We start from the raw sequence: 20684 nt of genomic DNA, 5'->3' as shown, positions 1-20684 counted from the left end.
CATGTGCCTTGCGATCCCCGGCCTTATCGACGCGGTGGAGGGCGACGACCCGCTGTTCCGCCAGGCGCAGGTCCGATTCGGCGGGGTTGCGCGCACGGTGTCGCTCGCCTGCACCCCGGAGGCCGGGCCCGGCGACTACGTGCTGGTGCATGCCGGCATCGCGATCGCCACCATCGACGAGGCCGCGGCCGAACGCACCCTGGCGGCGCTGCGCGCGATCCCCGAACACGAGCCGCCCACCCCGGAGGGCCCGTGAGGCACCTGGACGAATACCGCGACCCGGCGCTGATCCTGCAGCAGGCGGAGGCGATCCGCGCGGCCTGCACCCGGCGCTGGACGCTGATGGAGGTCTGCGGCGGCCAGACCCACGCGATCCTGCGCCACGGGCTGGACGACCTGCTGGCGGGCTCGGTCGAGCTGCTCCACGGGCCCGGCTGCCCGGTCTGCGTGACCCCGACCGAGACCCTGGACCAGGCCGTACTGCTGACCCGCCGCCGGGAGGTGATGCTGTGCACCTTCGGCGATATGCTGCGCGTGCCCGGTGCGCTGGGCGACCTGAACGCCGCGCGCGCGGCCGGCGGGGACGTGCGCGTGATCTACTCGCCGCTGGATGCGGTCGCCCTGGCGCGCGAACACCCGCAGCGCGAGGTGGTGCTGCTGGCGGTGGGCTTCGAGACCACCGCCCCGGCCGCCGCGATCACGGTACTGCAGGCCGAGGCCCTGGGGCTGTCCAACCTGTCGCTGCTGGTCTCGCACTCGCTGGTGCCGCCGGCGATGGAGGCCCTGCTGACGGACCCGGCCCACCGCATCCAGGGCTTTCTGGCCGCCGGGCATGTCTGCACCGTGGAGGGGGCCGCGGCCTATCAGGCGATGGCCGAACGTTTCCGGGTGCCCATCGTGGTGACGGGCTTCGAGCCGGTGGACCTGCTGGCCGGGATCCGGGCCTGTGTGGAGCAGCTGGAACGCGACGAGGCCCGGGTCGAGAACCGCTACGACCGGGCCGCCCGCGATGACGGCAACGCGGCCGCCCGCGATGCGGTCGCCCGCGTATTCGAGCCGGTGGAACGCGAGTGGCGCGGCATGGGCCGCCTGCCCACCAGCGGGCTGGGCCTGCGCCCGGCCTACGCCCGCTTCGATGCCGTCGCGCGTTTCGGGATCGCCTCCCCCGCGACCGACGAGGACGGCCCCTGCATTGCTGGCGAGGTCCTGCGCGGGCTGCGTCGGCCGACCGACTGCCCCGCCTTCGGCCGCGAGTGCACCCCGGACACCCCGCTGGGCGCACCGATGGTGTCCTCCGAAGGGGCCTGCGCCGCCTATCTGCACTACCGGGGCGGGGCATGACCACGGAGGTGGTCCGCCTCGCGCATGGGGGCGGCGGCCGGCTGCAGTCGAAGTTGCTGGACGAGGTGATCCTGCCGGCGCTGGGCACCCCGGCCCGCGGCGCCCCCGATGCCGCCGTGCTCGATGCACCGGACGGACGCCTGGCCCTGACCACCGACAGCTTCGTGGTGCGGCCGCTGTTCTTCCCCGGCGGCAACATCGGCCGCCTCGCGGTACACGGCACGGTCAACGACCTGGCAATGGCCGGCGCACGGCCTTTGTGGCTGATGCTGGGCCTGGTCCTCGAGGAGGGGCTCCCAGTGGAGGATCTGCGGCGCATCCTCGCCTCCGTAAGCGCGGCTGCCGAAGAATGTGGTGTGCAGGTGGTGGCCGGCGACACCAAGGTAGTCGAGGCCGGACGCGGCGACGGGGCCTATCTCAACACCAGCGGCGTGGGCGTCGTGCCGGAGGGGGTGCGGATCGCACCGGATGCGATACGGCCGGGAGACGTGCTGCTGGCCAGCGGCGATCTGGGCCGGCATGGCGTCGCCATCCTGGCCGCGCGCGAGGATCTGGGGCTGGACCCGCCGATCCCCAGCGACAGCGCCCCGGTCGCCGGGGCAGTGGCCGCGCTGCTGGCAGCCGACGTGCCCGTGCATGCCCTGCGCGACCCCACCCGCGGCGGCACAGTGGCTGCGCTGCAGGAACTGGCGGACGCCTCCGGCTGCCGCCTGGTGCTGGACGACGCAGCCATCCCGGTGCGCGAGGACGTGCGCGGGGCCTGCGAGATCCTCGGGCTGGACCCGCTGCACAGCGCCTCGGAGGGCCGCTTCCTGGCCGCCGTGCCGGAACCCGCGGCCGAACACGCCCTGAGCGTACTGCGATCACGACCGGAGACGGCCGGTGCCGTCGCCATCGGCCAGGCCGAGGCGGGCGAGCCCGCGGTCATCCGACGCCTCGCGACCGGCGTGGAACGCCGGGTGATCCTGCCAGCCGGCGAGCAGTTGCCCCGCATCTGCTGAGGGACCACTGAAACCGCCCGATGGAGTCTGACAGAGACACGGGATGACGGGCATGACGGCGGCGCCCGCCGGACGTTATGGTGAAACTCACGGTTCAGTCAGGAGGAACCCACGATGTCGATGCGCCCGTTGATTCCCGCATTCCTCGCGCTCGCCAGCAGCCCCGCCCTCGCCCACCCGGGGCACGGCCATGGCGACGGCTCCTCTCTGCTGCACTACCTGAGCGCCCCGGAACATGTGGCAGGACTGGTATTGCTCGCTATGGTCGGCGGGGGCATTGTCGGCTGGTGGCTGCGCCGCCGAAGCCGTGACAACCGCCAGGACTGATCCAGGCGCCCCGCGCGTTCATGCGCCGGCTTCGAGCGGCCACCAGTAGCGCTGCTCGAAGTCCCGGTCCCGGTCCCGTACCGGCACCGACTGGAAGCCGACCCGGGCGAAAAAGCCGGCCGCCGACGTCTGCGCCTTGACCAGCACACCGTCTACATCCGCAGCGCGGGCGGCCTCCTGGCAGGCCACTACCAGTTGCCGTCCGACACCCGTACCACGGGCGGTGCGGGCCACGTACAGGCCGTGCAGCAACAGACCCGCCGTCACGCCCTCGGGCAGGTCGCGGGCACCTACCGATTCCCAGGTCGCCACACCGACCACCTGTCCGGCCTCCTCCCGCACGACGGCGTCCAGGAACATCAGATCGGCCTCGGTGTAGCGATAGGCCGGCAGTGCCAGCCGGCGTACCCGCTCCGGCAAGGGCCAGTCCTCGATCGCCTCGGCGACCAGCTGATTGATCGCCCCCAGGTCCTCACGGCAGGCGGGGCGCAGGCCCGAACTCTGGACAACGCTGGCGGCCATCGGACACCCCTTATTCGGCACGGTTCCTGCTGGGACCACGAGAGGGGTCAGGAGTGCCCCATGCCGAGGGCTTCACGACAGCGACATGTGCGATCAGAGATAATCACGCCGCACCGAAAAGAGACGACAGCGCACCATGACGGAACTGAAAAAAGCCATCGAGCACCAGCGCGAATATCTGGAAGCCCGGCTACAGGAGCCGCTGGCCGAAATCGCAGCCCGTATAAGCAAGGCCTGGCCGCGACGCGAGGCACTGGATTCGATCCTGGAAGAGGCGATCCGGCAGATCCCGGAAGCCACGTTTGTCTATGCCCTGAACACCGAGGGCATCCAGCTATCCGACAACATCTCGCGCAGCGGCGTGCTGCCGGAGCATTTCGGTCGCGACCGCTCGCAGCGCCCCTACATGAAGGAGGCGGTGCCAGCCGAGGGCTTCCTGCTGTCGGAGGCCTACATCAGCCTGCTCGGACGCCGCCCTTCGCTCACCTCGCTACAGCTGGTGCGCGACGAGAACGGCACGGCGCTCGGGTTCCTCGGCGCGGATTTCGACCTGCGCAACCTGCCGGATCTGTCGGAGGATCTCTACGAGGAACCGAACGAGTGGCGCCAGATCAAGGGCGACCCGTCCATCCGCGGTACCCTGTTCCTGCAGAGCCGCACCGAGAGCCTGATGGACCAGCACATCGACACCGCGCTGGCCATCCTGGAAGAGCTGTTCACCGAGCGCGGCGTATTCCAGGGCGTGTTCCACTTCTCCAGCTCGCGGGCGACGCTCTGGACTACGGAGGACCCCTACCGCTACCGCATCCTGACCCATGAATCCCTGGCCGACCCCGATGTCTGCCTCGCCTTTCCCCACGAGCCTTACCCGGAGGAAGCGCTGATCCCGAAAGAGTCCGTGGGCCGCGTGCTCGAAGGGCTCAAGGCCCTGCGCTTTGCCGACGAGACCATCTACCTGCGCTCGGCCTCGGTGAACCTGTTCAACGGCATGGTCAGCCTGACTTTCTCCTGCGACGGCTCCCACTACATGACCTGGGACGACTTCCTCGGCCGCTCCATCGACTTCTGGATCGGCGCCACCGGGTAGGAAACGCCCTCTCGCGCTGACAGCGACCCGTCGCCTGGGCCATGATGGTCTCGGAGCCAGGTGCGGGGACAGGGGATGGAGACCGCGGTAGCCAAGGAAATCGGCGGGCGGCGCGAGCAGCAGGACGCAGCCGGTGTATGGACCTGCCCGAATACCCGGTGCGCGTTGCTGGTCGTCGCGGACGGCATGGGCGGGCACGCGGACGGCGCTCAGGCAGCCCGGATGGCCATCGCCACCGCCGAGCGCCTGTGGCACGACTGCGACGGTCGCCCGGAGGACCCGGCGGCACTCCTGGAGCGCCTCTTTCGCGAGGCCCAGGCCGCCCTGCACAACCCCGGCGCGGCACCCGGCGAACAATCCGGGACCACGCTGGTGGCGCTGTATGTCGGGCCGGAGCGGGCCTGGTGGGCCCACTGCGGCGACAGCCGTCTGTATCACTTCGAGGGGGAGCGCCTGATCGCCCGCACGCGGGACCACACGCGGGTGCAGGCGCTGGCGGATGCCGGCGAGATCCGCGAAGAAGACATGGCAACCCACCCGGAACAGAACCAGCTCCTGCAGGCCCTGGGCGTGGTCGATCCGATCCGGGTGAAACATGGCGAGGCCTCGCTAACGCCCGATAGCCGCTTCCTGCTGTGCTCCGATGGGTACTGGGAACAGCTGGACCCCGAGGAAAGTGCTCAATGGATGAGTCAGCCGGATCTTCAGGCCGCCTGTACGCAGACGGCCGCCCGCGCGGCACAGCGCGGCGGCGTGCATGGCGACAATGTGGCCATCGCCGCCTGGCGTGCACAGGCCATGACCACCCCGGCTCGGCGCCACCTGCGTGCCGCCATCCGGCCGCTACTGCTGGGGGCCCTGCTCCTGCTCGCCGTCCTTGCAATCCTCTTCTGGCCTCTGGACTGAACATGACGCGTCTTGCTGTCGGGGCAGCATTGCCCCTCGTCGCCCTGCTGACCGGCTGTGCAATGCTGGGAGTCGAAGGAGATGAACCGGCCACCGAGGCGCCCGAGGTGTCCGAAGAGGCCTCTGCAGAAGGCCCCGTGGCGGCGGAAGACCTGACCATCGCGGAGATCATCGAGGCCCTGCAGGAAGGGGACATCGAACGGGCGGACCCGGCGCTGGACCGATTCCTGGAGGGCGAGTCCGGTCACCGGGTCGCGCGCAGCCTGCGCGCGCAGCTGGATGCGGACCCGCGCGAGGAACTGGGCTCGGCCTACTTTACGCATACGGTAGAGCCGGGCGAGACACTGGGCCAGCTGGCCCGGCAGTACCTGGGCGATGCCAATCGCTTCCTGATCCTCGCGCGTTACAACGACATCGAGCGCCCATCGCGGCTACTGGCCGGCCAGCGCCTGCGCATACCGGAGACCGCCGCGCGCGAGGCCCCCGCCGCCAATGCGGAGAGGCTCGACGAGCAATTGGCGGCCCTTGGGGGACGGGACGACGAAGAGGCCTACCTGCGCGCGATCGAGGCCGACCTGGAGGCGGGGCGTTACGGAGAGGCGCGCGACGGTGTCCGGCAGGCGCGCGCACAGGCCGGCAATGGCCTTCGGGGGCAACGACTCGACGAGCTGGAACGCGCGGTGGACGGCCGCTACTGGGAGCAGCGCGGGCACGCGGCACGGGATGCGGGTGACCCCGAGGCCGCGCTGGCCGCCTACGACCGGGCGTTGGAGGCCGACTCCGGGCGCGCCAAGGCCCGGGAGGCGCGCGAGGAACTGCGCGAACAGCGCAAGGACGAGCTGCATTCGGCCGCCATCCAGCGTTATCGCAACCAGGACCTGGACGAGGCGATTGCCCTGTGGGACAAGGCGCTGGAGCTGGACCCCGAGTTCGAGGCCGCTCGCGGATACCGCCTGCGGGCCCTGGAACTGCAGCGCCGCCTGGAACGGCTGGGACGCTCGGAAGAAGGCGCCTCCTGAGCCGGTCAGACCCCGTATTCGGCGCGGTAGGCGCGCAGGGCCTCGAGGTGTTCGGGGGCGCGGCCGGTCTGCTCCAGCATCTGCACCAAGTCTCCCAGCCGAGCCACGCGCACGACCTCCAGGCCCAGCTCGTTCTCGACCTCCTGGATTGCCGAACGCTCGCCGCGGCCGCGCTCTTCGCGATCCAGGGCAATGGCTACCGCCACCGGCGTGGCGCCCGCCGCGCGGATCAGCTCCACCGATTCACGGATGGCAGTGCCGGCGGTGATCACGTCGTCCACGATCAGAACGCGCCCGGCCAGCGGCGCCCCCACGATGTTGCCGCCCTCGCCATGGTCCTTGGCCTCCTTGCGGTTGAAGGCCCAGGGGCGATCCATCTCGTGGTCGCGGTACAGCGCCTCGGTGACGGCCGCGGCCAGCGGGATGCCCTTGTACGCCGGGCCAAACACCAGGTCGAAGGCGACACCGGAATCGACGATCGCCTGTGCATAGAACTCGCCCAGGCGTACGAGATCGGAGCCCCGATTGAACAGGCCGGCATTGAAGAAATACGGGCTTACCCGCCCCGACTTCAGTGTGAACTCGCCAAAGCGCAGGACATCGCGTTCCAGGGCATAGTCGAGAAAGGCATGGGCGGTCATCGTGGGGCTCCGGTCGGAAAACGCCGTATTCTGACACAGGCGGGGCTGGATTCATCATGCCAGCCCTTTCCTGCACGCGCGCGCGCCGGTATCGTTCCCGGCCATGCGCATACTCTCGATGAACGCCAACGGCATCCGTGCCGCCGCCCGAAAGGGCTTCTTCGACTGGCTCCCGACGACCGAGGCCGACGTGGTCTGCATCCAGGAGACCAAGGCCCAGATTCACCAGATTCAGGGCGAGCCTTTCCATCCCCCCGGCTACCACTGCGCCTATGTGGATGCGGTCAAGCCCGGCTACAGTGGCGTGGCCCTGTACAGCCGGCGTCAGCCGGACGAGGTGATCACGCGCATTGGCTTCGAGGAGGCGGACAACGAGGGCCGCTACGTGGAGATGCGCTTCGGGGACCTGTCCGTGGTGTCGCTCTACCTGCCCTCGGGTTCCTCGGGGGACCACCGGCAGGATTCGAAGTGGCGGTTTCTGGACTTCTTCCGGCCCTGGCTGGCGGAGCGCATGCAGGACGGGCGCGAGTGGGTGATCTGCGGCGACTGGAACATCGCCCACAAGGAGATCGACCTGCGCAACTGGAAATCCAATCAGAAGAACTCGGGCTTCCTGCCCGAGGAGCGGGCCTGGCTGGATCACCTGTTCGACGAGATCGGGATGGTGGATGTATTCCGGCGGCTGGACGACCGACCCGAGCAGTACACCTGGTGGTCCAATCGCGGCCAGGCCTGGGCGAAGAACGTGGGCTGGCGCATCGACTACCAGATTGCCACCCCCGGCATCGCGGAGACCGCGCGGGCCCCGTACATCCATACGGACGACCGCTACTCCGATCACGCCCCGTTCTGGATCGACTATGACTACACCCCCTGATCGTCGTTCGCGGGCCTCTTCGTGAGCACGGCTGCCGAGTCGCAGAACCGGCCAAACCGCGACTGGCGCGAGGCGCTGGCCGTCTACCGCCACCCGCGGGTGGTGGGCATGCTGTTCCTCGGTTTTGCCGCCGGACTCCCGCTACTGCTGACCGGCGGCACCTTCACCGCCTGGCTGCGCGACCTCGGGGTCGAACTGGCCTCCATCGGTTTCCTCTCCTGGGTGGGCATGGCCTACAGCATCAAGGTGCTGTGGGCTCCCATCGTGGACCGGATGCGGCTACCGCTGCTGACCCGGATCTTCGGGCGACGGCGGGCCTGGATGCTGGCGGCGCAGGCGACCATCATGCTGGGGCTGTTCGGAATCGCCTTTACCGACCCCACCGAACAGCTCTGGCTGGTCGCGGTCTGGGCGGTACTGACCGCCTTTGGTGCCGCGACCCAGGACATCGCGATCGACGCCTACCGCATCGAGGCGGTCAGCCAGGAGCGCCAGGGCGCGATGGCCGCAGCCTATGTCTTTGGCTATCGCGTGGCATTGCTGACGGCCGGGGCGGGGGCGCTGCATATTGCGGCCGCCGGCAGCTGGAGCCTGTCCTATATGGCGATGGCGGCGCTGATGCTGGTCGGGGTCGTATGCACCCTGATCGTGCGCGAACCCGAGGTGGCCACCCGCGACGCGCAGACCGCCCGGCTCGAAGAACGCGTGGTGCATTACATCAACAACACCGCCGACACCGGCCTCTGGCGGGACTTCAAGGCCTGGTTCATCGGCGCAGTGGTATGCCCGTTCGTGGAGTTCTGGCAGCGCTTCGGACGAATCGCCCTGCTGGTGATCGCGTTCATCGCGATCTTCCGCATCAGCGACATCTTCATGGGGGTGATGGCCAACCCGTTCTATCTCGACCTGGGCTTCACCAAGGACGAGATCGCCAACATCGCCGCGGCCTTCGGGCTGGCGATGACGCTGACGGGGGCCGCCCTGGGCGGACTGCTGGTCGTGCGTTTCGGGATCATGCGCATGCTGATCGCCACCGCCATCCTGGCGCCGGCTACCAACCTGACCTTCTCCTGGCTGGCGACCCTGGGCCCGGAAACCTACGGTCTGGTGTTCGCAATCATGGCCGACAATCTCTCCGGCGGGATGGCGATCTCGGTGTTCATCGCCTATCTCTCCAGCCTGACCAACTCGGCCTACACCGCGACCCAGTACGCCCTGTTCAGCTCGATCATGACCCTCCCGGGTCAGTTCCTGGCCGGATTTACCGGCGTATTCGCCGAGCACCTGGGCTGGTTCTGGTTCTTTGCCAGCTCCGCGCTCATTGGCATCCCCACCATCCTGCTGGCCCTCGCCCTGATGCGCTGGGCCAATCCGGACCGCATGGCCCAGCCGGGCCGACCGTCGGAGTTGCAGGCGCCGCCGGAGGGAGCGGAACGCGCCCCCTCGTAAGAGGCGGGCCCGGGTTCCGAACGTCGGCCCGTCCGTCCGGGGCCTACCAAAACAAAAACGTCCGCCGGCGATAAACATCGCGAGCGGACGGCAGGGCAGCGCCCCCGGTCTCGAAGGGGCGGCTATCGACTACTCCCGGCTTCAGGGGCGCTTCGGCGTCTGGTATTCCGCCTCTTTCTGGAAAGACTCCCAGATCGTCTCGTAACCGACGAAGCCCTTTTCGTTGGGCGGCATCTGGCGGGTCACCAGGTAACGGGACTTGCCGTCCGGGACCTGCGGGTGTTTCTTCTCGGTATCCTGGCTCATGGTTCATTCACCTCGCTTCGATGAAAAAGAGGGGATGGGACATTAACGTCTCGCTCCCCAGACATACTGAAAGGCCGGGCAAACCGGCCCCATCACTCGATGGGCACCGCTCGTCCGCTGTCGATTTCCGGGCCCGACTCCACCTTGCCACCATGCTCGATTTCGTCCGCAGTGGCATCACGCACCAACAACACATTCAGTTTGAAAATCACCTGCCGACCACACAGCGGGTTATTGCCATCAATGGTGATCGTCTTGTCGTCGAGCCGCGTAACCAGAAAATTCTTGGTCTGGCCACGATCGTTTTCCATCAGGATCGCCGTACCGAGCTCGCGGTACTCCTCCGGCACGTTTTCGATCGCTTCCGTGATCACCAGGGACTCGTCGCGCGGGCCGTACAGCGCATTGCAATCGATGGGGACCTCGATGGTTTCGCCCTGCGCCTTGCCCTCAAGCTCGCCCATCACCTTGGGCGACAGGACCTCATTGACGCCGTGCACGTATCCCAGGGGGAACTCCACCTCGGTCAGGACCTGGCCGGATTTCTCGTCGATGACCTGGTAATTCAGCTCGACGTACTTGTTGTCCTTGATTACATCTGTCATTCAAAGTCCCGCTGTCTTAGAAAATGGACGCACCGAAGATTCGCACTTCGCCTTCCTCGTAGCCGAGGACCATGCGGCCGAGCCACTCCCCTTCTTTCTTCGTGCTGCGCACCCGATACAGGACCGTGACATGTTCGCCGCGGCGAATGATGCCGAGGTAATCCCAGTCATCTTTCAGGTTGCGGGTCAGCTCGCTCTGGGCGAACTGCTTGCCCACCTCGACCTCGTTAAGGCCGAACAGCAGGTGGTAGGAGAACCGGCGGACGAACTTGCCGTACTGGCCCTTGTTCGAGTACTTGATCAGATCGCTCCACATGGGATGGGCGATCTCCAGGATCTCCTCGTCGGAGTGATCGATGATGTTCATCGAGGTCTCCGGCATTGGCTGTGCTTCAGCTGCACTGGTCATGTTGAAACCCCCGGGGGTGACGGTTGAAAGAGAAGACCAACGCGCGAACGCGTTGGCCATCGCTGCTTGCCAGCCGTGGTGACGGGGCCGCACCCGACCCCGTCACGTTAGCACCCTAGGCTTCCGCCTTCTCGGGTTCGGCCGGGGCCTCGTCCTTGTCGACCAGGTGATAGCACGGCGCCTTCTCCATGGTGTACTCGCCCGTCTTCGGGTCACGACGAGAGACGGTCAGGTGATGCCAGTTCTTGTCGTCGAGCTTCATGTAGTCGCCTCGGTAGTAGTAACCCGGCCAGCGGGTTTCCTTGCGGAACAGCGTGTGTTGGAAGACGCTCTCGGCCGTGCGCACGCGGTGCTTCAGCTCCCAGGCACGCAGCAGCTCGTGGATGTCCTCCGCCGCCAGCTTGTCCAGATCCTCTTCGAGGATGTGCATCTTCTTCAGGCCGATATTGAGCAGCTTCTCGTTGGTCATGTAGCTGACCGTCACGCCGCCGCAGTATTCGTCCATCAGCTTCTGCAGGCGGTCAAGACCCTGGCGCGGGTTGATGAAGTTCGGATTGACCGAACCGGCCACAACCTCGTTGCTATAGATCTTGTAGTGCTCGAGCGGCTTGTAGATCTCCTCTTTGCGCTTGTTGATCTGCGAATCGGAGACGCGGATGCCGTCGGCCTTGCCATCGTCGATGTACTTGCAGGCAGCCTTCGCGGCCAGCCGGCCCTCGGTGAAGGAACCGGAGGAGAACGCATGTGGCGTCCCGCCCACGGCGTCGCCGGCACCAAACAGGCCTTCGACGCTGGTCATGCGGTTGTAGCCCCAGAAGTACTCGGGCGGGGAAACATCTTCCGGACCGGAGCACCAGGCTCCACAGCCCGTGGCATGCGAGCCCATCACGTAGGGCTCCGAGGTGGTCAGCTCGGGGTTCTCGTTCTTGGGGTCCACGTCGGTGGCGGCCCAGAGCACGGCCTGGCCGACGGTCATACCCAGGAAGTTCTCCCAGCCCACCTCTTCAAGATGCGGATCCTGGAAGGCCTCCATGGTGACCATGTGGATCGGGCCACGGCCGGCATTCACCTCGTTGAGGAACGCGTGGTTGCGCAGGCACGTCGGGATCGGGCGATGGGTCCGGTGGGAGACCTCCGGATCCAGGTACTCCTTGCCGACCATCTCCTGCAGCTGCGGCCACCACTTGGACTCGTACTCTTCGCCGTTGCAGTTCTGCGTGCGGGTCTTCAGATGCAGGAAGTAGGCACCGACCGGGCCGTAACCATCCTTGAAGCGGGCCAGCACGATGCGGTTTTCCATCTGGGTCATCTTGGCACCGGCATTGATCAGCAGACCGTAGGCCGAGCCGGAAGACCAGGGCGCGTACCAGACACGGCCCGCCCCTTCACCGACCGAGCGCGGCTTGAAGATCATCGATGCGCCGCCGGCAGCAACGATTACCGTCTTCGACTTGAAGACGTGATAGTTGCCGGTGCGCACATTGAAGCCCACGGCGCCGGCCACCCGGTTCTCCTTGGACTCGTCCATCAGCAGATGGGTGACGCAGATGCGGTTGTAGATCGTATCGGCCGACTTCTTGGCGGCCTCGGCCACGATCGGCTTGTAGGACTCGCCGTGGATCATGATCTGCCAGCGGCCTTCCCGCTGGTAGGCGCCCGTCTTCGGGTCGCGCATCAGCGGGAGACCCCATTCCTCGAACTGGTGCACGGTGGAATCCACGTGGCGCGCCATGTCGAACAGCAGATCCTCGCGCACCATGCCCATCAGGTCGATACGCGCGTAGCGAACATGGTCCTCGGGGTTGTTCTCGCCCCAGCGGGTGCCCATGTAGCAGTTGATCGCGTACAGGCCCTGGGCCACGGCGCCGGAGCGGTCGATGTTGGCCTTCTCCGCAATCACGACCTTCTTGTCCTGGCCCCAGAACCGGGCTTCCCAGGCGGCGCCCGTGCCGCCCAGGCCGGCGCCACAAACCAAGATGTCGATGTTGTCTTCGACGATTGTCTTGTAGGCCATCAGTAGTACACCCCTTCTTTCAGTTTGAGACCGGCGGCCTCAAGCGTGTGCAGATCCCCCTCATCCATACGGATGTACTTGGGCTCGTTGAACAGCAGCTGGCTGTCCCTCATCGACTTGTCCGGCGCAGGAACGTCGGCCAGCTGCGGGATGTGCTTGCCCCAGGGTTTGGTGGTAATGGGCGACAGGAACTCCTTTTCGCGACCATCGCGGAACTTGATCTTCCAGGCGATAGTTCCCCGCTCTTCGTCGCGGTCGACGCGTACGCTGTGCCCAAGCGGCGCGAAGTCCGCATAGCCGCGCACGTCAATGGCGTGGTGCGGGCAGGCTTTCACGCAGGAGAAGCACTCCCAGCACATATTGGGCTCGATGTTGTAGGCACGACGGGTGGTTTCGTCGATATGCATGATGTCTGACGGGCAGATATCCACGCAGTATCCACAGCCATCGCAACGGGTCATGTATACGAAAGTTGGCATGGTAGTCCTCGATCGATGCTGATGCTCGGGTAAATGGCTTTAGTAGTGGTTGGGCGCTTCACGCTGGATACCCTTCCCCATCTCCATCGGCGCGTCGCGCAGCAACTCCATGGAATGGCGCTGCTGCTGCTCGGGGTCATCACGCGTAAGGGTCGGAAGGTTCTCGGCGGAGCCGTCGGCCCGGGTAAGGCGCTTCTGGTAGGCCGCGGCGGGCTTGAAGAACATGTGCGCGAATTTCGACCAGTAGACGGTTGCGAACAGGGTCGTGGTAGCCGCGAGGAAGAGCACGAAGAAGAGCCAGCCGAGGGCACCTGCGCCCTGGGTCAGCGACCACAGAATGGCGAACGTCGACATCGCCAGCAGCGACACGATGAACAGGTCCGCGCGGACCAGCTGGTACCAGCGACGGCCTTCGGAATTGACATCGACACGAATGAAAAACCAGAACCAGTAGCCGCCAAAGGCGAGCGACAAGGCGCCCAGGTGCCACAGGAGCGGCCACACGCCGGCGGCCGGCTCGGCCGCGTAGCCAAAGATCAGCACGGCGGAGGAGACGACGAAAACGATAAAGCCCCACATGGTGAAGAGGTGGGAGGCACGACGCGTCGGATTCTTGAATTCGCCGGAGGTGATGACCTCTTTCCCGATGGTCTGCATCGCCAGCGAGAATTTCTCGCCACCGCTCACGCTTCGGCTCGCATTCTTCTCGGCTTTCTTGGCGTTCTCGAAAAAGTACTTGGCACTCCTCTTGTGCATCATGTCGAGGATCGTGCCGCCGGCCACGAGAATGACCATGAGCACGACATACCACTGCATTGCGGCTGGTGGAATAAACGCAGCCAGTTCGGCAAAGGGATTACTAGTGATCACGGCGTCAGGCCTCCTCAGAGTGTCCAATTGGCCCACCGAGTCTGTGCCAACTCCATCTTGTGCTTCAAATCAAACTTGCTTGCCGAGACATAAGTTCAATGTATGGGGTCATATGCTTATTTAGGGAAACGCTAATCTATGGAGCTGCTTTCACGGGCTTTGCGCGCCACAAGCCGGTCGCGCGACTGGAAAGTAATGTGGCGACCAGCACAAGAACCTTTAATCAACCACGAAACCCGCATTGGGACCGAACGGCAGCCGATTGATGAACCGCGCCGCTCCAGACGCGGCCGACAAGGGGTCAAGTAACCCGGCGCTTTATGGACTATCTTGTGCTACGTTCAGGGTCGACTTGCAGCACGGCCGGCGACCAGACCGGCTGGCCACGTACGGCCCGAGCACGACACTCGGCGGGATAATCCGCCCAATCCATGCAGTCCACATCCAGCGTCGGCAGGAGATAAAGCCCCATGATCAAACCGCACGGTGCAGACACCCTGAAGCCCCTGTTTGTCTACGACCCCGAACAACACCATGCCTTGTTGAAAGAGGCCGAAAGCCTCCCCTCCGTGGTGATCAGCTCTGCGGCCGCCGGCAACGCCGTGATGATGGGAGGGGGCTATTTCACACCCCTGACCGGCTTCATGAATGTCGCAGACGCAATGGGCTGCGCGGAGAACATGCGGACCACCAGCGGCCTGTTTTTCCCGGTCCCGGTGGTAAACCTGTTGGAGAATGCCGACGCCATCCGCGGGGCCAAGCGAATTGCCCTGCGCGATCCCAACATGGAGGGGAACCCGGTACTCGCCATCCAGGAAGTCGAGGCCATCGAGGAGTTCACCCCCGAACAGATGGAGACCATGACGCAGAAGGTCTACGGCACGACCGACATGGAACACCCCGGGGTGGCCGCCTTCAACAGCGAGGGCCGCGTCTGCGTGTCGGGCCCTATCCAGGTGCTCCACTTCTCCTATTTCCAGGATGACTTCCCCGACACCTTCCGCACTGCGGTCGAGATCCGCAACGAGATCGCGGAACGCGGCTGGAACAAGGTGGTGGCCTTCCAGACCCGCAACCCGATGCACCGCGCTCACGAGGAGCTATGCCGCATGGCACTGGACCAGCTGGGCGCCGATGGCCTGGTGATCCACATGCTGCTGGGCAAGCTGAAGCCCGGCGATATCCCGGCCCCGGTGCGCGACGCCGCCATTCGCAAGATGGCCGAGATCTACTTCCCCCCGAACACCGTGATGATCACCGGGTACGGCTTCGACATGCTTTATGCCGGGCCGCGGGAGGCCGTGCTCCATGCGCTGTTCCGGCAGAACATGGGGGCGACCCACTTCATCATCGGGCGCGATCACGCCGGGGTTGGGGACTACTACGGACCGTTCGACGCCCAGACCATCTTCGACACGGAGGTCCCGAGCGACGCACTGGAGATCGAGATCTTCCGAGCGGACCACACCGCCTTCTCGAAGAAGCTCGGCCGCGTGGTCATGATGTGTGATGCGCCCGACCACACGAAGGAGGACTTCGTGCTCCTGTCCGGCACCAAGGTGCGCGAGATGCTGGGCCGCGGCGAGGCACCCCCGCCCGAGTTTTCCCGCCCGGAGGTGGCCGAGATCCTGATGGACTACTACCAGAGCATCAATCAGTAACCGGGCTCGACTGCGTCAAAGCCCGGAAACAGAAAAGGTGGCGGGAGATCCCGCCACCTTTTTGCGTTCTCAGTAGGTCTTCGACAATGCCGCCTGGATCTCGGCGAAGGTCCGCGCGACATCAAAGGTCTGCACCGACACGCCCAGTTGGCGGCCAATCTGCGTGGCCGAGAACATGCCCCGGATGCGGGTCTCGCCGGTCGCCGGATCCGTCTGGCCCACGAGCGCATGCTGACGCCCCCAGTCCTTCAGGGTTGCGATGATGTCGCCAACGTCCGCCTGCATCACCCGTTGCATGTCCAGAAGATCCACATCATCCAGGGGCGCCATCAGGTCACGGACCCGGAGGTCCTCATGCCGCAGACCACGCTCATTCACCATCTGGATCGGGCGCTCCCCCTGCGTATCGCGAGCCGTAATCAACCCGCGCACCTGCCGCGCGTCGTCGACCACGATCAGCAACCGCACACCCCTGGCAATCATCTGCTCCGTCGCCTGACCGAGGGTCGCGTCGGGACCAATTGTGGCCACCGGCACTCGGCGGAAGTCGGTCAGCACACACAACGCGGAGGAGGCCAGCGTAACCCGCGGTTCCTCGTCGGTTACCTGCTGAAGCCCGGTTCCGGGAGCTGCCTTGCTCGATGGCAGGGGCTTGTGCGGGAATTCTGCGGTCATCGCATTTCTCCATCCAGGGTGGGAACCTAGACGATGCCCTGAGATGGGCGCGCTGACAAGCGGGTCCCGTCTGACGAAACCGCGGGGCGGCGCAGCGCCGGGGAGGCGCCAGGGAACCCCGATGGGTCACTCGATTCCGGCTGCTGCCTCTTCCGGCGTTGGCCGGATCTCGAACGACATGCGGTCGAGATCCCCCAGCGCCCAGGTCGCCTCGGGCGCGCCGAGACCCGCGACCGTGCCGGGATTCACGACCCAAGTGGAGCCATCCTGCACATGCGGCTGCTGACGGATCTCGGTCTCGTGGCTGTGGCCGCAGCAGACCAGGTCGTAGTCACCCGTGCATGCCATCGCATGGGCGTAATGGGGGTAGTGCGTGACGAAGATGCGGCGCCCCCCCAGGGTGATCGTGGCATCCAGCCCGTAGTAGTGCAGCAGGCCGTTGGACTGATGGGCGATGCGCGAGATCGCGACCGGGTCCCCCAGGTTGTTGCCATGCACCGCGTGTATCGGCACACCCAGCTTCAGCGAGGCCCGCAGCGTATTGCCGCCGATCACGTCGCCACAGTGGATGACCGCCTCGGCGCCCTCGACAATACCGGCCTCGATCGCGCGGGCCAGCATCGGGCCGCGGTCATGGCTGTCGGAAACAATGCATACCTTCATGGGTTCGCAGGCCTCTGTTGCCAAATTCCAGTGCCGGGACGATAACACTGCCGCGCCCCGCCCTGCGCCCAGGCCCAATTCGAGGCATCCGAACGGGCACGCAGAATCCATCTTTGACTCCCTTGTGGTGGGCACCCCGGAACTGCATAGTGGGGGTAACCCCGACCGAAGTAAGGGGTATTGCAGTATATCGCGATTGTCTAACTTACAAGGCGTTGACGATTTATGGCACAGACCCCGTCGCACGAAATCAAGAACACCACCTGTTACATGTGCGCCTGCCGCTGCGGCATCCGGGTGCACCTGCGCGACGGGGAGGTACGGTACATCGACGGCAACCCCGAGCACCCAATCAACGAGGGCGTGATCTGCGCCAAGGGCGCCTCCGGGATCATGAAACAGCACTCCCCGGCGCGGCTGACCCAGCCCCTGCGGCGCAAGCCCGGCGCCGAGCGGGGCGACGGCGAGTTCGAGCCGATCTCCTGGGAGGAGACCTTCGAGATCCTCGCCGAGCGCCTCGGGCACATCCGCGAGACCGACCCGAAGCGCTTCGCGCTGTTCACCGGGCGTGACCAGATGCAGGCCCTGACCGGGCTGTTCGCCAAGCAGTTCGGCACCCCCAACTACGCCGCGCACGGCGGTTTCTGCTCGGTGAACATGGCCGCCGGCATGATCTACACGATCGGCGGCTCGTTCTGGGAGTTCGGCGGTCCCGACCTGGAACGCTCGAAGCTGTTCGTGATGATCGGCACCGCGGAGGACCACCACTCCAACCCGCTGAAGGTGGCGATCTCCAAGTTCAAGCGCCAGGGCGGGCGCTTTATCTCCATCAATCCGGTGCGCACCGGCTACTCCGCGATCGCCGACGAATGGGTCCCGATCCGTCCGGGGACCGACGGCGCCCTGCTGCTGGCCCTGATCCACGAGATCATCAACAAGGGCCTGTACGACCGCGACTTCCTGGTCCGCTACAGCAATGCCGGCCAGCTGGTGAACATGGACGAGGACCAGGACGAGTTCGGCATGTTCCTGCGCACCGAGGATCCGCCGGAAGAAGGCTGCTACGACGCGCAGAACCAGCTCTGGTGGGATCGCAAGACCGGGCGCCCGGTCGCCACCCACACCCCGGGCGCCGACCCCTACCTGCTCGGAGAATTCACACTCGACGACGGGACACGGGCGAAGCCCTCGTTCCAGCTGCTGCAGGACCGGGTCGCGGAGTACACCCCGGAATGGGCCGAGCGCGTCACCGGCATAGCGGCCAAGGATATCCGCCGCCTGGCCCACGAGATGGGCGTGACCGCGCGCGATCAGCGCATCGAGCTGCCGATCGCCTGGACCGATTCCTGGGGTGTGGAGCACGAGTCGGTGACCGGCAACCCGGTCTCCTTCCATGCGATGCGCGGGCTGGCCGCACACTCGAACGGCTTCCACACCATCCGTTCGCTGTCGATCCTGATGTCGCTGCTGGGCACGATCGATCGCCCCGGTGGCTTCCGCCACAAGGCCCCGTTCCCGCGTCCGATCCCGCCTTGCGCCCGCACGCCGAAGGGGCCGGAGGGCGTTCAGCCCGGCAAGCCGCTGGACGGCATGGTGCTCGGCTGGCCGGCCAGCCCGGACGACCTGTTCGTGGACGACAAGGGCGAGCCGGTGCGACTCGACAAGGCCTTCTCCTGGGAGTACCCGCTGGCCGTGCACGGCATGATGCACAACGCGATCACCAATGCCTGGCGCGGCGACCCCTACCCGATCGACACCCTGCTGATCTTCATGGCCAACATGGCGTGGAACTCGACCATGAACACGGAAGAGGTCCGCAAGATGTTGAACGACAAGGACGACAACGGGGAATACAAGATCCCGTTCCTGGTCGTGGCGGATGCCTTCCAGTCCGAGATGACCGCGTTTGCCGACCTGGTGCTGCCGGATACCACCTATCTGGAACGCCACGACGTAATGTCGATGCTGGATCGCCCGATCTCCGAGTTCACCGGCCCGGTGGACTCGGTGCGCATTCCGGTGGTGCCGCCCAAGGGCGAGTGCAAGCCCTTCCAGGATGTACTGATCGAGCTCGGGTCGCGCCTGAGGCTACCGGCCTTCGTGAACGAGAAGGGCGATCGCAAGTTCCGCGACTACCCGGACTTCGTGGTCAACTACGAGACCGAGCCGGGCTCCGGCATCGGTTTCCTGGCCGGCTGGCGCGGCAAGGGCGGCGAAAAGTCCCTGCGTGGCGAACCCAACCCCAACCAGTGGGAGATGTACGCGAAGAACAACTGCGTCTTCCAGTACGAACTGCCGCGCAGCTACCAGTACATGCGTAACTGGAACAAGGGCTATCTGGAGTGGTCGCAGCGCAACCGCATCACGCGCTATGGCGAGCCCGTGCTGATCCACCTCTACTCCGAGGTGCTGATGAAGTTCCGCGCCGCCGCCCAGGGCAAGGGGCCCACGCGCAAGGCGCCGGCGCACCTGGCCAAGCGCGTCGAGACCTTCTTCGACCCGCTGCCCTTCTACTATGACCCGCTGGAACACCAGTCCACGGACAAGCACACCTACCCGCTGGCGGCCGTCACCCAGCGGCCGATGGCGATGTACCACTCCTGGGACTCCCAGAACGCCTGGCTGCGCCAGATCCACGCCCACAACCTGCTGTACGTGAACGCGCGCACCGCGCGGGCCGCCGGCATCGAAGACGAGGACTGGATCTGGGCGGAAAGCCCCTGGGGCCGGGTGCGCTGCATGGCCAAGTACTCGGAGGCTGTCGAGCCCGGCACCGTCTGGACCTGGAATGCGATCGGCAAGGCCGCGGGGGCCTGGAACCTGACCCCGGGCGCCAACGAGTCACGCAAGGGCTTTCTGCTGAACCACCTGATCTCCGAGGAGCTGCCGGGGCAGAGCGGCCCGATCTCGAACTCCGATCCGGTGACTGGTCAGGCGGCCTGGTATGACGTCCGCGTACGAATCTACAAGGCCGAAGTAGGGGAGCCGCAGGAGACCTCTCCCCAGTTCAAGCCGCTCAAACCGTACCCCGGCCAGTCCACACGGGCACGTGTTTTGAACTTCTTTGCGGGCATAGGAGGCAAGAAATGACCCAACTCGCCCTCGTCATCGATCTCAACGTCTGCGTGGGTTGCCACGCCTGCGTGACCAGTTGCAAGGAATGGAACACCTCCGGCGATGCCGGCCCACTGGTCGACCAGAACCCCTACGACGCGGACCCCACCGGCACCTTCTTCAACCGGGTGCAGAGTTTCGAGGTGGGTGAATACCCGAACACCGAGACGGTGCACTTTCCCAAGTCCTGCCTGCACTGCGAAGAGCCGCCCTGCGTGCCGGTCTGCCCGACCGGGGCGTCCTACAAGCGCGAGTCGGACGGCATCGTGCTGGTCGACTACGACAAGTGCATCGGCTGCAAGTACTGCTCCTGGGCCTGCCCCTATGGCGTGCGCGAGGTGGATGCCGAACGCAAGGTGATGACCAAGTGCACCCTGTGCGTGGACCGCATCTACAACGAGGAGCTGCCGGAATGGGATCGCAAGCCGGCCTGCGTGCGGGCCTGCCCGACCAATGCGCGGCTCTACGGCGATATCCATGACCCCGAGTCGGTCGTCTCGAAGGCCATCCGCGAGGCCGGTGGTTACCAGCTGATGCCGGAATGGGGGTCCAAGCCGGCCAACCACTACCTGCCGCGGCGCAAGACCCAGCTCACCATCCGCGAAGACGAGGTCGAACGCGCGGACAACCCGCTGAAGATCGACAGTCAGTTGCCGAAGCCCGGGCAGGACGAACCCTCGCTCGACGACGTCACCAGCTGGTAAACAGGGACGAAGAC

22 protein-coding genes are annotated in these 20684 nt (G+C 65.8%); 12 read left to right on the top strand and 10 right to left on the bottom strand.

The features are described 5' to 3' along the window. The first annotated feature begins 1 nt into the window (after position 1). The 4 genes from C936_RS0102615 (at position 2) to C936_RS0102600 (ending at position 2669) form a co-directional block, all read left to right on the top strand. Entirely contained in the window at positions 2 to 256 is a 255-nt protein-coding gene (locus tag C936_RS0102615; protein WP_018139808.1) for a HypC/HybG/HupF family hydrogenase formation chaperone, read from the top strand. Next, entirely contained in the window at positions 253 to 1341 is a 1089-nt protein-coding gene (gene hypD, locus C936_RS0102610) for a hydrogenase formation protein HypD (protein ID WP_018649160.1), read from the top strand. The genes C936_RS0102615 and hypD overlap by 4 nt, the downstream gene beginning before the upstream one ends. Beyond that, positions 1338 to 2342, top strand: a complete 1005-nt coding sequence (hypE, locus tag C936_RS0102605; RefSeq protein ID WP_018649159.1) for a hydrogenase expression/formation protein HypE — start codon at positions 1338 to 1340, stop codon at positions 2340 to 2342. Before hypD ends, hypE begins: the two co-directional genes overlap by 4 nt. Positions 2343 to 2456: 114 nt before the next feature. Then, positions 2457 to 2669, top strand: coding sequence for a hypothetical protein (locus C936_RS0102600; protein WP_018649158.1), 213 nt, complete (start codon positions 2457 to 2459; stop codon positions 2667 to 2669). A gap of 18 nt (positions 2670 to 2687) precedes the next feature. Here the strand turns inward: C936_RS0102600 and C936_RS0102595 are convergent, their stop codons facing one another. Next, on the bottom strand, positions 2688 to 3191 hold the full coding sequence (locus tag C936_RS0102595) for a GNAT family N-acetyltransferase (RefSeq protein ID WP_018175104.1): 504 nt from the start codon (positions 3189 to 3191) through the stop codon (positions 2688 to 2690). Between the two features lie 136 nt (positions 3192 to 3327). On the opposite strand from C936_RS0102595, the gene C936_RS0102590 reads away from it, so the two are divergent. The 3 genes from C936_RS0102590 to C936_RS0102580 all read left to right on the top strand — a co-directional run bounded on the left by C936_RS0102590 (position 3328) and on the right by C936_RS0102580 (position 6203). Beyond that, the gene (locus C936_RS0102590; RefSeq protein WP_018139803.1) at positions 3328 to 4278 is read left to right on the top strand and encodes a PDC sensor domain-containing protein; all 951 of its coding nucleotides are present in this window, start codon (positions 3328 to 3330) and stop codon (positions 4276 to 4278) included. 75 nt (positions 4279 to 4353) lie between these two features. Then, positions 4354 to 5184 (top strand): PP2C family serine/threonine-protein phosphatase, encoded by an 831-nt coding sequence (locus C936_RS0102585; protein WP_018139802.1) that lies wholly within the window; start codon positions 4354 to 4356, stop codon positions 5182 to 5184. A 2-nt stretch (positions 5185 to 5186) separates the two neighbouring features. Beyond that, positions 5187 to 6203, top strand: coding sequence for a LysM domain-containing protein (locus C936_RS0102580; RefSeq protein WP_038038491.1), 1017 nt, complete (start codon positions 5187 to 5189; stop codon positions 6201 to 6203). A 5-nt stretch (positions 6204 to 6208) separates the two neighbouring features. Here C936_RS0102580 and pyrE read toward each other — a convergent pair whose 3' ends face one another. Beyond that, positions 6209 to 6844 carry an orotate phosphoribosyltransferase gene (gene pyrE / locus C936_RS0102575; protein ID WP_018649156.1) on the bottom strand — a complete coding sequence of 212 codons (636 nt, stop codon included), beginning with the start codon at positions 6842 to 6844 and terminating at the stop codon, positions 6209 to 6211. Positions 6845 to 6947: 103 nt separating this feature from the next. Between pyrE and C936_RS0102570 the strand changes: the two genes are divergently transcribed. Both C936_RS0102570 and C936_RS0102565 read left to right on the top strand, forming a co-directional pair. After that, complete coding sequence (locus C936_RS0102570; protein WP_018862862.1) at positions 6948 to 7721, top strand: exodeoxyribonuclease III; 774 nt, start codon at positions 6948 to 6950, stop codon at positions 7719 to 7721. Between the two features lie 21 nt (positions 7722 to 7742). Beyond that, entirely contained in the window at positions 7743 to 9170 is a 1428-nt protein-coding gene (locus C936_RS0102565; protein WP_018649155.1) for an AmpG family muropeptide MFS transporter, read from the top strand. A 141-nt stretch (positions 9171 to 9311) separates the two neighbouring features. Here C936_RS0102565 and C936_RS14990 read toward each other — a convergent pair whose 3' ends face one another. The 6 genes from C936_RS14990 to C936_RS0102535 form a co-directional block, all read right to left on the bottom strand. Next, positions 9312 to 9476 (bottom strand): hypothetical protein, encoded by a 165-nt coding sequence (locus tag C936_RS14990; RefSeq protein ID WP_018139797.1) that lies wholly within the window; start codon positions 9474 to 9476, stop codon positions 9312 to 9314. A 92-nt stretch (positions 9477 to 9568) separates the two neighbouring features. Continuing rightward, positions 9569 to 10081, bottom strand: coding sequence for a peptidylprolyl isomerase (locus C936_RS0102555; protein WP_018139796.1), 513 nt, complete (start codon positions 10079 to 10081; stop codon positions 9569 to 9571). A gap of 16 nt (positions 10082 to 10097) precedes the next feature. Next, complete coding sequence (locus tag C936_RS0102550) at positions 10098 to 10448, bottom strand: hypothetical protein (RefSeq protein WP_018139795.1); 351 nt, start codon at positions 10446 to 10448, stop codon at positions 10098 to 10100. 157 nt (positions 10449 to 10605) lie between these two features. Next, a complete protein-coding gene (gene aprA / locus C936_RS0102545; RefSeq protein ID WP_018139794.1) occupies positions 10606 to 12504 on the bottom strand; it encodes an adenylyl-sulfate reductase subunit alpha in 1899 nt (632 codons plus the stop codon). Next, complete coding sequence (aprB, locus tag C936_RS0102540) at positions 12504 to 12983, bottom strand: adenylyl-sulfate reductase subunit beta (protein ID WP_038038494.1); 480 nt, start codon at positions 12981 to 12983, stop codon at positions 12504 to 12506. Before aprB ends, aprA begins: the two co-directional genes overlap by 1 nt. A gap of 39 nt (positions 12984 to 13022) precedes the next feature. After that, on the bottom strand, positions 13023 to 13799 hold the full coding sequence (locus C936_RS0102535; RefSeq protein WP_018139792.1) for a hypothetical protein: 777 nt from the start codon (positions 13797 to 13799) through the stop codon (positions 13023 to 13025). Between the two features lie 524 nt (positions 13800 to 14323). On the opposite strand from C936_RS0102535, the gene sat reads away from it, so the two are divergent. Further along, positions 14324 to 15514: a sulfate adenylyltransferase gene (sat, locus tag C936_RS0102530; protein WP_018139791.1), complete on the top strand. Its 1191-nt coding sequence runs from the start codon at positions 14324 to 14326 to the stop codon at positions 15512 to 15514. Between the two features lie 69 nt (positions 15515 to 15583). On the opposite strand, the gene C936_RS0102525 is transcribed toward sat, so the two are convergent. Further along, entirely contained in the window at positions 15584 to 16189 is a 606-nt protein-coding gene (locus C936_RS0102525; protein WP_012981477.1) for a CBS domain-containing protein, read from the bottom strand. Positions 16190 to 16315: 126 nt separating this feature from the next. Further along, the gene (locus C936_RS0102520) at positions 16316 to 16852 is read right to left on the bottom strand and encodes a metallophosphoesterase family protein (RefSeq protein WP_012981476.1); all 537 of its coding nucleotides are present in this window, start codon (positions 16850 to 16852) and stop codon (positions 16316 to 16318) included. Between the two features lie 225 nt (positions 16853 to 17077). Here C936_RS0102520 and C936_RS0102515 point away from each other — a divergent pair, with 225 nt between their 5' ends. Both C936_RS0102515 and C936_RS0102510 read left to right on the top strand, forming a co-directional pair. Then, positions 17078 to 19942 (top strand): molybdopterin oxidoreductase family protein, encoded by a 2865-nt coding sequence (locus C936_RS0102515; RefSeq protein WP_018649154.1) that lies wholly within the window; start codon positions 17078 to 17080, stop codon positions 19940 to 19942. Then, entirely contained in the window at positions 19939 to 20670 is a 732-nt protein-coding gene (locus C936_RS0102510; RefSeq protein WP_012981474.1) for a 4Fe-4S dicluster domain-containing protein, read from the top strand. Before C936_RS0102515 ends, C936_RS0102510 begins: the two co-directional genes overlap by 4 nt. The last annotated feature ends 14 nt before the right edge of the window (positions 20671 to 20684 follow it).

This window comes from Thioalkalivibrio sp. ALJ4, assembly GCF_000377225.1.
GTDB lineage: Bacteria > Pseudomonadota > Gammaproteobacteria > Ectothiorhodospirales > Ectothiorhodospiraceae > Thioalkalivibrio.
Note: the sequence above shows the minus strand (reverse complement) of the source record. Positions and strands in the feature narration are given on the sequence as shown.

Excerpts from the sequence above, each read along its gene's own strand:
- C936_RS0102615 (WP_018139808.1), top strand. The coding sequence starts at position 2 with ATGTGCCTTGCGATCCCCGGCCTTATCGACGCGGTGGAGGGCGACGAC.
- hypE (WP_018649159.1), top strand. The coding sequence starts at position 1,338 with ATGACCACGGAGGTGGTCCGCCTCGCGCATGGGGGCGGCGGCCGGCTG.
- C936_RS0102600 (WP_018649158.1), top strand. The coding sequence starts at position 2,457 with ATGTCGATGCGCCCGTTGATTCCCGCATTCCTCGCGCTCGCCAGCAGC.
- C936_RS0102595 (WP_018175104.1), bottom strand. The coding sequence starts at position 3,191 with ATGGCCGCCAGCGTTGTCCAGAGTTCGGGCCTGCGCCCCGCCTGCCGT.
- C936_RS0102590 (WP_018139803.1), top strand. The coding sequence starts at position 3,328 with ATGACGGAACTGAAAAAAGCCATCGAGCACCAGCGCGAATATCTGGAA.
- C936_RS0102585 (WP_018139802.1), top strand. The coding sequence starts at position 4,354 with ATGGAGACCGCGGTAGCCAAGGAAATCGGCGGGCGGCGCGAGCAGCAG.
- C936_RS0102580 (WP_038038491.1), top strand. The coding sequence starts at position 5,187 with ATGACGCGTCTTGCTGTCGGGGCAGCATTGCCCCTCGTCGCCCTGCTG.
- pyrE (WP_018649156.1), bottom strand. The coding sequence starts at position 6,844 with ATGACCGCCCATGCCTTTCTCGACTATGCCCTGGAACGCGATGTCCTG.
- C936_RS0102570 (WP_018862862.1), top strand. The coding sequence starts at position 6,948 with ATGCGCATACTCTCGATGAACGCCAACGGCATCCGTGCCGCCGCCCGA.
- C936_RS14990 (WP_018139797.1), bottom strand. The coding sequence starts at position 9,476 with ATGAGCCAGGATACCGAGAAGAAACACCCGCAGGTCCCGGACGGCAAG.
- C936_RS0102555 (WP_018139796.1), bottom strand. The coding sequence starts at position 10,081 with ATGACAGATGTAATCAAGGACAACAAGTACGTCGAGCTGAATTACCAG.
- C936_RS0102550 (WP_018139795.1), bottom strand. The coding sequence starts at position 10,448 with ATGAACATCATCGATCACTCCGACGAGGAGATCCTGGAGATCGCCCAT.
- aprA (WP_018139794.1), bottom strand. The coding sequence starts at position 12,504 with ATGGCCTACAAGACAATCGTCGAAGACAACATCGACATCTTGGTTTGT.
- aprB (WP_038038494.1), bottom strand. The coding sequence starts at position 12,983 with ATGCCAACTTTCGTATACATGACCCGTTGCGATGGCTGTGGATACTGC.
- C936_RS0102535 (WP_018139792.1), bottom strand. The coding sequence starts at position 13,799 with ATGCAGTGGTATGTCGTGCTCATGGTCATTCTCGTGGCCGGCGGCACG.
- sat (WP_018139791.1), top strand. The coding sequence starts at position 14,324 with ATGATCAAACCGCACGGTGCAGACACCCTGAAGCCCCTGTTTGTCTAC.
- C936_RS0102525 (WP_012981477.1), bottom strand. The coding sequence starts at position 16,189 with ATGACCGCAGAATTCCCGCACAAGCCCCTGCCATCGAGCAAGGCAGCT.
- C936_RS0102520 (WP_012981476.1), bottom strand. The coding sequence starts at position 16,852 with ATGAAGGTATGCATTGTTTCCGACAGCCATGACCGCGGCCCGATGCTG.
- C936_RS0102515 (WP_018649154.1), top strand. The coding sequence starts at position 17,078 with ATGGCACAGACCCCGTCGCACGAAATCAAGAACACCACCTGTTACATG.
- C936_RS0102510 (WP_012981474.1), top strand. The coding sequence starts at position 19,939 with ATGACCCAACTCGCCCTCGTCATCGATCTCAACGTCTGCGTGGGTTGC.